Source organism: Spiribacter aquaticus, from assembly GCF_007625215.1.
Classification (GTDB): domain Bacteria; phylum Pseudomonadota; class Gammaproteobacteria; order Nitrococcales; family Nitrococcaceae; genus Spiribacter; species Spiribacter roseus.
Genome location: NZ_VMKP01000001.1, coordinates 94,663 through 108,602, shown reverse-complemented (window position 1 = coordinate 108,602; position 13,940 = coordinate 94,663). Strand labels below are relative to the sequence as shown.

Annotated in this window: 14 protein-coding genes; 11 read left to right on the top strand and 3 right to left on the bottom strand. The window is 68.7% G+C overall.

What is annotated here, in order from left to right:
- The first annotated feature begins 103 nt into the window (after window positions 1-103).
- The 10 genes from FPL11_RS00495 to FPL11_RS00450 are packed head-to-tail and all read left to right on the top strand — an operon-like array spanning window position 104 to window position 11,725.
- Window positions 104-2,419, top strand: a complete 2,316-nt coding sequence (locus FPL11_RS00495) for a glycoside hydrolase family 15 protein (protein WP_235013488.1) — start codon at window positions 104-106, stop codon at window positions 2,417-2,419.
- Window positions 2,416-3,714 (top strand): glycosyltransferase, encoded by a 1,299-nt coding sequence (locus FPL11_RS00490; RefSeq protein WP_144346798.1) that lies wholly within the window; start codon window positions 2,416-2,418, stop codon window positions 3,712-3,714. The genes FPL11_RS00495 and FPL11_RS00490 overlap by 4 nt, the downstream gene beginning before the upstream one ends.
- A gap of 21 nt (window positions 3,715-3,735) precedes the next feature.
- On the top strand, window positions 3,736-4,338 hold the full coding sequence (gene wrbA, locus FPL11_RS00485) for an NAD(P)H:quinone oxidoreductase (RefSeq protein WP_069134379.1): 603 nt from the start codon (window positions 3,736-3,738) through the stop codon (window positions 4,336-4,338).
- An 11-nt stretch (window positions 4,339-4,349) separates the two neighbouring features.
- Entirely contained in the window at window positions 4,350-5,303 is a 954-nt protein-coding gene (locus FPL11_RS00480; protein WP_144346797.1) for a glutathione S-transferase family protein, read from the top strand.
- Window positions 5,293-5,895, top strand: coding sequence for a GTP cyclohydrolase II (gene ribA / locus FPL11_RS00475; protein ID WP_144346796.1), 603 nt, complete (start codon window positions 5,293-5,295; stop codon window positions 5,893-5,895). The genes FPL11_RS00480 and ribA overlap by 11 nt, the downstream gene beginning before the upstream one ends.
- Window positions 5,892-6,971 carry an efflux RND transporter periplasmic adaptor subunit gene (locus tag FPL11_RS00470; protein ID WP_144346795.1) on the top strand — a complete coding sequence of 360 codons (1,080 nt, stop codon included), beginning with the start codon at window positions 5,892-5,894 and terminating at the stop codon, window positions 6,969-6,971. Before ribA ends, FPL11_RS00470 begins: the two co-directional genes overlap by 4 nt.
- A gap of 4 nt (window positions 6,972-6,975) precedes the next feature.
- Window positions 6,976-10,110 carry an efflux RND transporter permease subunit gene (locus FPL11_RS00465; RefSeq protein ID WP_144346794.1) on the top strand — a complete coding sequence of 1,045 codons (3,135 nt, stop codon included), beginning with the start codon at window positions 6,976-6,978 and terminating at the stop codon, window positions 10,108-10,110.
- Complete coding sequence (locus tag FPL11_RS00460) at window positions 10,107-10,709, top strand: glutathione S-transferase family protein (RefSeq protein WP_144346793.1); 603 nt, start codon at window positions 10,107-10,109, stop codon at window positions 10,707-10,709. Before FPL11_RS00465 ends, FPL11_RS00460 begins: the two co-directional genes overlap by 4 nt.
- A 10-nt stretch (window positions 10,710-10,719) precedes the next feature.
- Window positions 10,720-11,412, top strand: a complete 693-nt coding sequence (locus FPL11_RS00455; protein ID WP_110883405.1) for an AzlC family ABC transporter permease — start codon at window positions 10,720-10,722, stop codon at window positions 11,410-11,412.
- Window positions 11,405-11,725: an AzlD domain-containing protein gene (locus FPL11_RS00450; protein ID WP_144346792.1), complete on the top strand. Its 321-nt coding sequence runs from the start codon at window positions 11,405-11,407 to the stop codon at window positions 11,723-11,725. The genes FPL11_RS00455 and FPL11_RS00450 overlap by 8 nt, the downstream gene beginning before the upstream one ends.
- On the opposite strand, the gene FPL11_RS10045 is transcribed toward FPL11_RS00450, so the two are convergent.
- Window positions 11,722-11,889, bottom strand: coding sequence for a hypothetical protein (locus tag FPL11_RS10045; protein WP_157809134.1), 168 nt, complete (start codon window positions 11,887-11,889; stop codon window positions 11,722-11,724). The two genes, FPL11_RS00450 and FPL11_RS10045, sit on opposite strands and share 4 nt — an antisense overlap.
- Before the next feature lie 110 nt (window positions 11,890-11,999).
- Between FPL11_RS10045 and FPL11_RS00445 the strand changes: the two genes are divergently transcribed.
- Entirely contained in the window at window positions 12,000-12,959 is a 960-nt protein-coding gene (locus tag FPL11_RS00445) for a LysR family transcriptional regulator (protein ID WP_110883403.1), read from the top strand.
- Here FPL11_RS00445 and FPL11_RS00440 read toward each other — a convergent pair whose 3' ends face one another.
- Both FPL11_RS00440 and FPL11_RS00435 read right to left on the bottom strand, forming a co-directional pair.
- Window positions 12,960-13,472, bottom strand: a complete 513-nt coding sequence (locus FPL11_RS00440; protein WP_235013487.1) for a TspO/MBR family protein — start codon at window positions 13,470-13,472, stop codon at window positions 12,960-12,962.
- Window positions 13,472-13,897 carry a VOC family protein gene (locus FPL11_RS00435; RefSeq protein ID WP_235011844.1) on the bottom strand — a complete coding sequence of 142 codons (426 nt, stop codon included), beginning with the start codon at window positions 13,895-13,897 and terminating at the stop codon, window positions 13,472-13,474. The genes FPL11_RS00440 and FPL11_RS00435 overlap by 1 nt, the downstream gene beginning before the upstream one ends.
- Window positions 13,898-13,940: the final 43 nt, after the last annotated feature.

Sequence of the window (13,940 nt, the reverse complement as noted above, 5' to 3'; positions counted from 1 at the left end):
CTCCGTTGGAATGAAAGTCTTGAGGTTGTATCGGCAGGTCGGACAGAACTTTTACACAGATGTTTCAGAAATTCGAGCGATAGGGCACCGATAGATGCGATTGATGGCGTTAATGAGGTGGCTGCCCTGGCGCTGGGTGGTGCGCCGGGCGGCCCGATCGCAGGGGTTCATGGACCCGCTGGCGGTGATGGCGCGGCTGCGGCGCTTCGGCCAGCCCTCGGAGGTGGCCGAGCCCATCGAGCTGCTGCGCGCCGGGATGATCTTTCATGCCCGGGGACTGATCAACACGCGGGTCATCCAGCACAACCTGGACTGGATCTGGCCGTACTGGATCGAGCAGCAGTTCGACCCGCACAGCCCGGCGTTTCTGCCCCGGGCGTTCAGCATCACCCACGTCAATCTCACCCACCGCAACTGGACCGCGGTGGGCCGGCCGGACTGCGCCGCGCTGCCCATCATTGACCCGCGCGGGCTGGTGACACCGCTCATCGACGGCGGCTCGGTGGATGCCTGGGTGCGGGGGGCCGATGGCGAGTGGCTGATCCCCTCGCGTCTGCCCGCCGTCGATCAGCGGCTGGACCGCGGCGACGATGACCTGAGCGTGACCACCACCGCCGAGACCGGCGGCCTGCAACTGGTGAGCCGCGCCCGGGTGGTGGCCGCTGGCGATGGCCATCGCCTGGAGTGTCGCTACACCGCCACCGCCGCGGCGGGTGGGCGCCTGGCGCTGGCGCTGCGCCCCTATAACCCCGAGGGCATCAGCTTTATCCAGCGGCTTGACCAGGCACTGGGCGAGTCGCCGGCGGCCGCGTGGCAGTGGCGGGTGTTTGACGAGCAGCATGTAATGCAGCCGGCGCGGTTCGACTTTGACACCCATCCCGAGCGCATCGATACCTCCGATTACGAATCAGGGGATGTCGCCCAGCAACTTGCCGGCGAGTCGGCCGATGGCGGTGATGCGGGCGTCACCCCCGGGCGTCTCGACTGCGACACCGGGCTGCTGACCGCCGCGGCGCAGTTCGACCTGGCGCCCGGGGAGTCGCGCAGCGTGACCCTGTCGGTGCCGCTGCCCGAGCCCGCCGATCCAGTGGCCCCGGCCTCGTGGGCCGAGGCACTGGCCCCGGCGGCGCAACTGGATGTGCCGGATGCGGACTATCAGGCGCTTTACGACACGGCGCTGCGTACGCTGCTGCTGCACTCCGTCGAGGACATCTATCCGGGGCCCTACACCTATAAGCGCTTCTGGTTCAGGGATGCGGCGTTCATCATCCATGGGCTGTTCAATGCCGGGCTGCTCGAGCGCGGACGCCGCTCGCTGGCCCGCTTTCCGGGGCGCCAGACCCGCGCCACCGGCTATTTCCACAGCCAGGAGGGCGAGTGGGATTCCAATGGCCAGGCGCTCTGGATCATCGCCCGCCACCACGCCCTGACCGGCGAGTGGCCTCCGGGCGCGGACCGCGATGAGTGGCTGCGGGTGATCCGGCGCGGTGTCCAGTGGGTGGCGCGCAAGCGGCTGCCAGCGGACAGTGACCGGCCCGAGGCCGGGTTGCTGCCGGCGGGCTTCAGCGCCGAGCATCTCGGCCCCAACGACTATTACTACTGGGACGATCAGTGGGCCCATGGCGGTCTGCGGGCGGTGGCCGAGCGGCTGCGCGCCGACGGCGAACCGGCGCTGGCCGATTGGGTGGACGACGAGGCGGCTGATCTGGCGGCGAGCCTCGAGCGGGCCTACGCCGCCGATGGCGGGCGACTGGGCCGGCCGGTGATGCCGGCCTCGCCCCGGCGGCGCATGGATGCCGGGGCGATCGGCTCGATTGCCGCGGGGTTTCCGCTGCAGACCCTGGCCGCGGACGATGCCCGTCTGCTGGGCACGGTCGGGTATCTGCTGGACGCGCATCGCGTCAACGGCGGCTTTTTCCAGGAAATGATCCACTCCGGCGTCAATGCCTATCTGACCCTGCACCTGGCGCAGGTGCTGCTGCGGGCCGGTGACGCCGATGGCCTCGCATTGATGGACGCGGTGGCCCGACTGGCGAGCCCCACCGGGCAGTGGCCCGAAGCCATCCACCCGCGCACCGATGGCGGCTGCATGGGGGATGGCCAGCACGTCTGGGCGGCGGCCGAATGGGTGTCGATGATGCGCAACGCGTTCGTCCGCGAGGAAGGCGATGGCTTGGTACTTGGCGCCGGTGTCCAGCCGCGCTGGCTGGCGGCGCGGACCGGGTTCGGTTTCGGCCCCACGCCCACGGCGTTCGGCAGCGTCCGGGTGCGCTTTGAACCAACGCCCGAGGGGCATCGTGTCGACTGGCGGATCGATGGCCCCGGGCCGGCCTGGATCCGCCTGGCGGTGCCGGGACAGCCGCCCATCGACCGCGCCGGCGACTGCCGGTCGCTGGAAATGCCGGAGGCACCGGCATGAACATCGTCATGATGACCAACACCTACACCCCGCATGTCGGCGGCGTGGCCCGGTCCGTCTCGGCCCTCACCGAGGGCTGCCGCGACCGCGGGCACCGGGTGCTGGTGGTGGCGCCGGTGTTCCCCGATACCCCGGCGGACGAGCCCGATGTGGTGCGCATCCCCGCCATCCAGAACTTCAATGGCAGTGACTTTTCGGTGGTGCTGCCGGTGCCGGGCAAGCTTGATGAGGCCCTGGATGCCTTCGAGCCCGACATCATTCATGCCCACCACCCGTTCCTGATCGGCTCCACCGCCCTGCGCGTGGCGGCACGGCGGGCCTGCCCGCTGGTGTTCACCCATCACACGCTCTACGAGGCCTACACCCACTACGTCCCCGGCGATTCCACGGCGCTCAAGCGGTTTGTCGTCGAGCTGTCCACGAGCTATGCCAACAGCGCCGATCAGGTGTTCGCCCCCAGCGAGAGCGTGGCGGATCTGCTGCGCGAGCGCGGGGTGGAGTCACCGCTGGCGGTGGTGCCCACCGGCATCGACCGGGCGGCGTTCAGCGGCGGTGACGCCCACGCCGGCCGCCAGCGTCTGGGCATTGATCCGCAGGCGCGGGTCATCGGCCATGTCGGCCGGCTGGCCGAGGAGAAGAACCTGGATTATCTGGCCCGGGCGCTGGTCGAGGCCGCCCGGCAGGACCCGGCGGTGATCTGCCTGGTGGTGGGCGACGGGCCCGCCGGCGCCGACATTGATGCCCGCTTTGCCGCCGCCGGCCTGGCCGATCGGCTGGTGCGCCCCGGCGCGCTGGCCCTGCCGGCGCTGGCCGATGCCTATGCCGCGATGGATGTGTTCGGCTTTGCCTCGTTCACCGAAACCCAGGGCCTGGTGCTGGCCGAGGCCATGACCGCCGGGGTGCCGGTGGTGGCGTTGGATGCATCGGGTGCACGTGAGGTGGTGAAGGGGGATAATGGCCGATTACTGGATGATGATGCCCCGCCGGCGGCGTTTGCCGAGGCGCTGCTGGGCATGCTGTCACTGAGTGGAGCGGCCCGGGCGCGGATGCGTCAGGCGCTGGCGGAAACGGCGGATGCGTATTCGCTGTCAAGCTGTGTCGACCGGGCGCTGGCGCTCTACGCGGGTTGCCGGGCCGAGCGGCCCGACCGGCCCGTGGCGTTCCGTGACGAGGCGCGCGCGGCCTGGCAGCGGAGCCTTCGCCGTGTGCACGCGGAATGGACCGTGATCCGCGGCATGGCGCGGGCGGCCGGCAAGGCGCTGGGGCCGGATAACGACCCCGACGAACTTTTCTGAGATAACAAGAGGATCAAGGGTATGAGCCGTATTCTGGTGGTTTATTACAGCACCTGGGGGCATGTCGAGACGATGGCCGGTGCCATTGCCGAGGGCGCGCGATCGGTGGAGGGCGCCGAGGTGGTCGTCAAGCGGGTGCCCGAGCTCATGCCCGAGGACGTGGCCCGGGCGGCCGGCGCCAAGCTCGATCAGGCCGCGCCGCTGGCAAGCCCGGATGAGCTGGCCGACTACGATGCCATCCTGTTCGGGACCCCGACGCGGTTTGGCAACATGGCCGCGCAGATGCGCAACTTCCTCGATCAGACCGGGTCGCTGTGGGCCGGCGGCAAGCTGATCGGCAAGGTGGGCAGCGTTTTCGCCAGCACCGGCAGCCAGCATGGCGGTCAGGAGACCACACTGACCTCGTTCCACACGACGCTGTTCCACCAGGGCATGGTGGTGGTGGGTGTGCCCTACTCCTGCCCGGCGCTGACCACCATGGACGAGATCACCGGCGGCACGCCCTACGGCGCGACCACGCTTTCCGATGGCGATGGCAGCCGCCAGCCGAGTGACAACGAACTCGAGATCGCCCGTTTTCAGGGGCGCCATGTGGCGGAAATCGCCGGGCGTCTCGCGACTTAGGAGCCAGTACAATGGGATTGCTCGTAGACGGCGTCTGGCACGACCAGTGGTATGACACCGAATCCACCGGCGGGCGCTTCGAGCGGCCCGAGACGGTGTTCCGCAACCCGATCGATCCGCAGGGCGATCACCCGCCGGAATCGGGCCGCTATCACCTGTATGTGTCGCTGGCCTGCCCGTGGGCGCACCGCGCGCTGATCGTCCGCCGGCTGAAGGGCCTCGAGCCGCACATCGGGGTCTCGGTGGTGCATCCCTACATGGGCAGCGGCGGCTGGCATTTCGATGACAGCTACCCCGGGGCCACCGCCGATGCGCTGTTCGGCCTCGAGTATCTGCATCAGATCTATCAGAAGGCCGATCCGCACTACACCGGCCGGGTCACGGTGCCGGCGCTCTGGGACCGGCAGCGTGAAACGCTGGTCAACAACGAGTCGGCGGATCTGGTGCGCATTTTCAACCACGCCTTCAACGACCTGCCGGGGGTGGCCGACGATCTGGATCTCTACCCCGCCGATCGGGCCGAGACCATCGACGCCCTCAACGCGCAGATCTATCACGCCGTCAACAATGGCGTGTACAAGGCGGGCTTCGCCACCGCCCAGACGGCCTATGAACAGGCCGTGAGCGAGCTTTTTGCCGCCCTCGACGAGCTCGAGGCCCGGCTGGGCGATCAGCGCTACCTGGCCGGCAACGCCATCACCGAGGCCGACTGGCGGCTGTTCACCACGCTGGTGCGCTTTGACCCGGTGTATGTCGGTCACTTCAAGTGCAACCTGCGCCGCATCGACGACTATCCGCACCTCAGTGGCTATCTGCGCGATCTCTACCAGCAGCCGGGCATCGCCGGGACGGTGAGCATCGATCACATCAAGCGCCACTATTACACCAGCCACCCGATGATCAATCCCACCGGCATCATCCCGGCCGGCCCGGTGATCGACCTGGACGCGCCGCATGGCCGTTGAGTCCAGCGCCCGCGAGACCGGTCAGGCCCGCCTGCCGACGCGCTGGGGGACGTTCCGCATCCACGGCTTTCAGGCCGACAACGGCGGCGAGCATGTGGCGCTGGTGATGGGGGATCCGGCCGCGGCCGAGGCGCCGCTGGTGCGCGTGCACTCGGAGTGCCTGACCGGCGATGCCCTGTTCAGCCAGCGCTGTGACTGTGGCCCCCAGCTTGAGGCGGCCATGCAGCGGATCGGCGAGGCCGGCGAGGGCGTGCTGGTGTACCTGCGCCAGGAGGGGCGGGGCATTGGCCTGCTCAACAAGATCCGCGCCTATGGCGTTCAGGATGAGGCCGGCGCGGATACCGTCGAGGCCAACGAGGTGCTGGGCTTTGCCGCCGATGCCCGCGATTATGGCGTGGCCGCCTCCATGCTCGGCGCGCTGGGCGTGACAGCGGTGCGGCTGATGACCAATAACCCGGCCAAGGTCGAGGGCCTTGAGGCCGCCGGCGTGCGGGTGATCGAGCGGCTGCCGCTGCTGGCCGGGCGCAATCCCCACAATCACGCCTATCTCGAGACCAAGGCGGCCAAGTTCGGGCATCACTTCGAGCCATGAACCTCCGGTCGTATCTCCTTGCCCTGGCGGCGGCGCTGGTCGTCGGCACCTGGATGCTGAGCGGCCAGATCGGCGAGCGTGCCGATGCGCCGTCCGCTGACCGTGATGCCGGGGCGGCGGCGCCGGTCATGGACGTGGCGGTCACCGAGCTTGAGGCCGAGCGCGTCGAGCGCTTTCTCGAGAGCCAGGGCGATACCGTGGCTGACCGCGATGTCCAGTTGCGTGCTGAAACCGGTGGCCAGGTGGAGGCGGTGCAGGTCGAAGCCGGTGACACCGTCGCCCCGGGGGATCCCATCGTCGAGCTGGCGATGGGTGATCGCGAAGCCCGCCGTACCGAGGCACAGGCCCGGGTTGACCAGGCCGAGGCGGATTTCGAGGCTGCCCGGCAGCTCTCGGGCGATGGCTTTCAGTCGCAGATCGCCGTCACCGAGGCGCGCGCGGCGCTGGAATCGGCCCGCGCCCGGCGCGCCGCCATCGAAGAGGAAATCGACAACACCCGCATCACGGCACCCATCGCCGGCCAGGTGGAATCGCGTGGTGTGGACACCGGCGACTACCTGGCCGCCGGCGAGCAGGTGGTGCGGATCATCGATGTCGACCCGTTGATCGCCATCGGCCATGTCGCCCAGCAGTCCATCCGCCAGGTCGAAACCGGGCGCGAGGTGCGCATCGAGCTGGCCACCGGCGACACCCTGACCGGCACGGTGCGGCGCATCGGTAACGCCGCCGAGGCGGGCTCGCGCACCTTTCGGGTCGAAGTCGAGGCGGCCAACCCCGACGGTCTGCCGGCGGGCGTCAGCGCCACGCTGCGCATCCCGCTGGAGACGGTGCGCGCGCATTTCCTGAGTCCGGCCTGGCTGGCGCTGGCGGCGTCGGGCGAGGTCGGTGTGAAAACCGTCGACGATGCCGATCAGGTGGCCTTTGCCCCGGTGGATATCGTGCGCACCGAGCGCGACGGCGTCTGGGTGACCGGGCTGCCGGATCGGGTGCGCCTGATCACCGTGGGCCAGGGCTTTGTCCGCCCCGGCGACACCGTGAATCCGGTCCCGGCCGACGCCTCCGCCAACGGCGGCTGAACCGATGCGCGCGCTGATTGATGCCGCGTTGAGCCGCAGCCGCTCGGTCACGCTGGTCCTGCTGCTGATCGTGGTCATGGGGGCCGTGGCCTACCAGACCATCCCCAAGGAGGCGGAGCCCGACGTCAACATCCCGGTGGTCTACGTCTCGATGGCCTACGAGGGGATCTCGCCCGAGGACGCCGAGCGGCTGCTGGTGCGCCCCATGGAGCGCGAGCTCGCGGGCATCGAGGGGCTCGATCAGATCAAGGGGACCGCCACCGAGGGGTTTGCCTCGGTGCTGCTGGAATTCGATGCCGGCTTTGACGCCGACCGGGCCCTGGATGACGTGCGCGAGGGGGTGGATATCGCCCGCTCCGAACTGCCCCAGGGCGCCGAGGAACCGCGTGTCGACGAGGTCAACGTGGCACTGTTTCCGGTGCTGACCGTGGCGCTGTCCGGCGCGGTCCCCGAGCGCGCGCTGATCGATACCGCCGAGGCCCTGCAGGACCGCATCGAATCGCTGCCCGGGGTGCTCGAGGCCGACATTGGTGGCAATCGCGAAGAGCTGCTCGAGGTATCGGTGGACGACCGGGTCATGCAGACCTATGACGTCTCCTATGCCGATCTGTTCGCCCGGGTGGAGCGCAACAACCGGCTGATCGCCGCGGGCGCACTGGACACTGGCGCCGGGCGGTTATCCGTGAAGGTCCCCGGCGTCATCCAGGACATGGACGACGTCCTCGGCCTGCCGGTCAAGGTGACCGATGATCGGGTGGTCACCTTCGGTGATGTGGCGAGCGTGCGGCGCACCTTCAAGGACGTCGACGAGTTCGCCCGGGTCAACGGCGAGCCGGCGGTCACGCTGGAGGTCTCCAAGCGGGTCGGCGCCAACATCATCGAGGTCAACAACCGCATCCGCGGGATCGTCGCGGCCGAGCGCGATAACTGGCCGGCGGCCATGCAGGTGACCTATCTGCAGGATCGCTCCGAGGATATCCGCACCATGCTGCGGGATCTGCAGAACAACGTGCTGACCGCGGTGGTGCTGGTGATGATCGTGGTGGTAGCGGTCATGGGCTGGCGGCCGGCGCTGCTGGTGGGCCTGGCCATCCCGGGCTCGTTCCTGGCCGGCATTCTCGTGATCAATGCCATGGGCTACACGCTGAACATCGTCGTGCTGTTCAGCCTGATCCTGGTGGTGGGCATGCTGGTGGATGCGGCCATCGTGGTGGTGGAGCTTGCCGAGCGCCGCCTGGCCGAGGGGGCGTCGCCGCGTGAGGCCTATCGCTACGGCGCCTGGCGCATGAGCTGGCCGATCATCGCCGCGACGGTGACGACGCTGTCGGTGTTCGTGCCGCTGCTGTTCTGGGGCGGGCTGGTCGGTCAGTTCATGAAGTACCTGCCCATTACGGTGATCGTGACGCTGACCGCCTCGCTGGCGATGGCGCTGGTGTTCATCCCCGTGCTGGGCGGCTGGCTGGGCCGGCGTAAGGCGCATCCCGGCGGGCATCATCGCCGCATTGAGATCGCCGAGACGGGGGATCTTGACACCCTGGGCGGGGTGGCCGGCGGCTATCATCGGCTGCTGCGCGGGGCACTGCGCATGCCGGGCACGGTGCTGCTGGTGATTCTGGCGGTGGTGGTCTCGACGTGGATCGCCTATGGCCGCTTCGGCGTCGGCGTGGAGTTCTTCCCCGCCACCGAGCCCGACTATGCCCGCGTGCAGGTCCAGGCCCGGGGGGATCTGTCGATCCATGAAAAGGACGCGCTGGTGCAGACGGTGGAGGCGCGTCTGGCCGGGTTCGACGAAGTCGACTTCGCCTATGCCCGCACCTTCGCCGATCCCACCCGCACCGGCGGGCAGTCGCTGGCCCGCGATGCCATCGGCGTGGTGCAACTGGAATTCATCGACTGGACCCGGCGCCGACCGGCGACGGCGATCATTGAGGACATCCGCGCCGCGCTTGCCGATATCCCCGGCATCCGCATCCAGATCGCCGAGCAGACCCAGGGACCGGGTCAGGCGAAACCGGTGGAGCTGCAGGTCTCGGGCGATAAGGATCGGCTCGCGGCCGGGGTCGAGGCGCTGCGCGAGCGCATGCACCGGTTGGGGGGCTTTGCCGATGTCGAAGACAACCGCCCGCTGCCGGGTATCGAGTGGGCCCTGCGCGTGGACCGCGAACGGGCGGCCCGATACGACGCCGATGTCCAGCGCGTGGGCAATGCCGTGCAGTTGGTGACCAACGGGATACTGATCGCCGACTATCGCCCGGACGACGCCGATGACGAGGTGGACATCCGCGTGCGCTACCCGCTTGAGGATCGCAGCCTCGGCAGTCTGGGCGAGCTGCGGGTGCCGACGCGCCACGGCCAGGTCCCGGTGAGCCATTTCGTCGACTTTGAGCCCACCCCCCGGACCGGCACGCTGGAGCGGATCGACCGCCAGCGCGTGCTGACCGTCAATGCCGATGTCGAGGCGGGCCGGCTGGTGGATGACCGGGTCGCGGCGCTGCGCGCATCGATTGCCGAGGATCCGCTGCCGGCCGGCGTCAGCGTGGCGTTCAAGGGCGAGGACGAGGACCAGCGCGAGGCGCAGTCGTTCCTGTCGACGGCCTTTGTGGTGGCGATTGCGCTGATGTGCATCATCCTGCTCACGCAGTTCAATAGCGCCTACCAGACGCTGCTGGTGCTCTCGGCCATCGTGCTCTCCAGCGCCGGGGTGCTGCTGGGGCTGATGGTCACCCAGCGGCCGTTCGGCATTGTCATGGGCGGGGTCGGCGCAATCGCCCTGGCCGGCATTGTGGTGAACAACAACATCGTGCTCATCGACACTTACAATGGCCTGCGGGCCGAAGGCCTGCCGGTGCGCGAGGCCATTCAGCGGACCGCCGTGCAGCGTCTGCGCCCGGTGCTGCTCACCTCGGTGACCACGGTGCTGGCGCTGATGCCCATGGTGCTCAAGCTCAACGTCGATCTGCTGGGCCGCCGCATCGAGTTCAACGCGCCGTCCACCCAGTGGTGGGCGGAGCTCTCGGCCACCATTGCCGGTGGCCTCACGTTTGCCACGGTGCTTACCCTGGTGCTGACGCCGTGTCTGCTGATGCTCGGGCATAATGTGCATCAGGCCGTATCCAACCGGGGGGTAGGCAGCCGATGAAACTGTTCACATCACCGACGTCGCCGTACGCCCGCCTGGTGCGGGTGACGCTGCTGGAAAAGCAGCTCCAGGACCGGGTGGACTATCGCTTCGTCGATCCCTGGGCGTCGCCGGCGGAGCTGGTCGCGGTCAACACCCACTCGCGTGTCCCCACGCTGGTCATGCCCAGTGGCCAGGTGCTGTGCGAGGCGGCGGTGATCGCGCTGTTTCTCGAGCGCCGCTATCCCGAGCCGCGCCTGATGCCGCGCGATGCCGTGGAGTCGGTGCATGCGCGGCTGGGTCAGGCGATTGGCTGCATCGACAATGGGGCCGGGGTGATCACGGAGCGCCGCCATGGCGATCCCCACACTCCGCTGGCGCGGCGGCGCTTTGACGCCCTGGAGCGCGCCGCCAACGCATTGGCGGTGGGCGTCGAGGGGCAGGCGCCGGCGGAGGATCCCGATCTTGGGGATCTGGCGACGGCGGTGGCCCTGGCCTGGGTGGATTTTCGCTTTGGCGGGGAGATCCCCTGGCGGGCGGCGCAGCCGGCGGCCGGCGAGTGGCTGGCGCGCATGCTGGAGCGGCCCTCGTTCACGGCAACGCCGCCGCCGGTGGTCTGAAGGCGCCGGGATGGCATCCGCCCGTCAGCAGGCGTTCAGTGATGGCCTGAAGGCCGTCGCGCCCATGGTCGCCGCGATCGTTCCGTTCGGGGTGACCGCGGGGGTGGCGGGTCTGGACGCCGGGCTGGGCGCGGCGCTGACCCTGGGGATGTCGCTGATCGTGTTCGCCGGCGCCTCGCAGCTCGCGAGCATTCAGTTGATCGACGCCGGTGCCGCGGCGCCGCTGGTGGTGCTGACCGCGCTCATCATCAATCTGCGCATGCTGATGTACAGCGCCCATCTGGCGCCGCATTTCCGGCATGTGGGGGCGGGCAGTCGATCGCTGATGGCCTATATCCTCACCGATCAGGCCTATGCGCTGACCATCTCCCGGGTCATGACCCGGGGCGGCGAGCGCTTCAATCACTGGTTCTATTTTGGGGTGGCGCTGCCGCTGTGGGGGGTCTGGCAGCTTGCCACGGCCTTTGGCTACTGGGCGGGGACGGCGATGCCGCCGGCCTGGGAGCTGGGCTTCATCGTGCCGCTGATCTTTCTGGCGCTGCTGGTGATGTCGATCAGCAGCCGCCCCGGCGTCATCGCTGCGCTGGTGGCCGGCTCCCTGTCGGTGCTGGGGCGTGATCTGCCCGCGGGGCTGGGGCTGACGCTGGCATCGCTCGCCGGGATCGTCGCTGGCGTCGTGGCCGAGGGGTGGCGTCGTGGTTGATCCGCTGTGGTGGATGGTGGCGGCGATCGGCGTCGGCACGTTCATCTGGCGCGGCGCCTTTCTGGTGTTCGGTCACGGGCTGCAGATGCCCGATCTGGTGCGTCGCGGCCTCAGCTATGTGCCGCCGGCGGTGTTCGCCGCGCTGGTCCTGCCGGGGCTGGTGCAGTGGCAGGGCGACGGCAGTGTCGACGCACCACGGCTGCTGGCCGGGTTGGTGGCCGGGGGAGTGGCCTGGAAAACCCGGGCCACCCTGCCGACCCTGATCCTGGGCATGATCGCCCTGTGGAGCCTGCGCGCGCTGCTCCCCGCCTAGCGGGCCCGGGGCAGTCCGTAGCGGCGGGCCTGGCGCTCGGCGAGCTGCTCGCGCAGGCCTGCGACCATCGACTGGCAGGCGCCACTGCGATAGGCGCTGTGAATGATCTCGGCCTGGCGAAGGGCCGCTGCGGGGTCGATCTCTCGATTGCTGCGAATGGGCATGGTTGATCTCCTGGGCTATGGTGACGTTGTATTGGATTGTATGCTGTTCCCCGTAAGAGGTAATAATCCGAAACAGCATTTCATTAGTGACGGATAGGAATAGGTAAGCGATGGATCGGGCGGCGGAAATGCACATGTTCGTGCGGGCGGTGGATCGGGGCAGCTTTTCGTCGGCGGCCCGCGATCTCGACCTCACGCCGTCGGCGGTCAGCAAGCAGATCCGGCGTCTCGAGGACCGGCTGGGCGTGCGGCTTTTCAACCGCACCACCCGGCGGGTCAGCCTGACCGAGGTGGGGCATGCCTATTACGAGCGCTGCGCGCGGATCATCCAGGAGATCGAGGAGGCCGAAGAGGCGGTCACGGCGCTGAACGAGAACCCCCGGGGGACGTTGAGGGTGGCGGCCACGGTGGCCTTCGGCCGGGTCGAGGTGCTGCCCCGCATCCAGGACTTTCTCGAGCGCTATCCCGAGCTCAATATCGAGTTCGAGCTGACCGACCGCCAGGTGGACCTGATCGAGGAAGGCATCGATGTGGCCATCCAGTGGCGTGAGCAGATGGATGACCCGTCACTGATCGCCCGCCGGCTGTGCGTCAATCGTCGGATCATCTGCGCATCGCCGCACTACATCGAGCAGCACGGGGCGCCGGCGACGCCGGAGGAGTTGCTCTCCCACAACTGCCTGACGCTCTACGAGGTCTCGCAGTTCAACGACTGGGCCTTTGAGGATCCGGTGCAGGGGTACCGGACCCTGCATGTCGGCGGGAACTTCCGCGCCAACACCGCCGACGCCCTGTACGAGGCGGCGCTGGCCGGGGTGGGTCTGGCCCGGCTGTCCACCTGGCTGGTGATGCCCGCCATCCGGCGCGGCGACCTGGTGCCGGTGCTGCCGCAGTATCCCCACGAGCGCTCGGCGTATTTTCTGCTCTACCCCCACCGCCGGCATCTGTCGCGCAAGGTCCGGGCGTTCGTCGACTTCCTCGTCGAGGTGTTCACGCCGGTCCCGCCGTGGGAGCGCGAGGGCATTGAGTTTACCGAGGCGGAATGGCGCGAGCGCATCGAGCGCGGCTGATCAGGCCGGCGGCGCGGGCCCGTTCAGCAGGATGACGCCGATGTTGAGATACCCGGCGTAGGTCACCCACACCAGATAGGGCGCCAGCAGCCACGCCGCCGGCGGGTGCACCCGGCGAAAGCGCAGCATGGTCAGCGCGATGAGCGCCCAGAGCACCACCAGGTCCACGAGTGCCAGATCCGGGCGATACCACTGAAAGAACAGGATGCTCCACAGGCCGTTGGCGCCCAGTTGGGCGATGAACGGGATGAGCACGGCAAGGCCCGCCAGCAGCCCGATCCGTCGCCAGACCTGCCAGGCCGCGGCGATCATCAGCCCATAGAGCAGCGTCCAGGCGATCGGGAAGAGCAGGTCCGGCGGGGTCATCGGCGGCTTGTCGAGCGCCGCGTACCAGGCCCCGGGCGGGCTGAGGATGCCGCCCATCGCGGTCACCAGCACCAGCAGTGTCCAGCCGGCCAGGCCCCACCGGTCGCGGCGCCGGTCATCCATGGGCCGTGCGCCGGCCGCCGGCATTACCAGCTCCCCGTGTTGGCCATGGAGGCCCAGGGTTCCTGCGCGGGCAGCGCGTCGCCACTCTGCAGCAGCTCCACCGAGATGCCGTCGGGGGATTTGACGAACGCCATGTGCCCGTCGCGCGGCGGCCGGTTGATGGTCACGCCATTGTCCATGAGGTGTTGGCAGGTGGCGTAGATGTCGTCGACGCGATAGGCCAGATGACCGAAATTGCGGCCGCCGGTGTAGGTCTCCGGGTCCCAGTTGTAGGTCAGCTCGAGCATCGGCGCCCGATCGCTGGAGCGGGCCCGGTCACGGTCGGCCGGCGCGGCCAGGAAGATCAGGGTGAAACGCCCCTTTTCGCTGTCCTGACGGCTGATCTCCTCGAGGCCGAGCAGGTCGCAGTAAAACCGCAGCGACGCATCGATGTCACTGATTCGGACCATTGTGTGCAGATACTGCATCCATCCTCCGGCAACGGTATTGAAC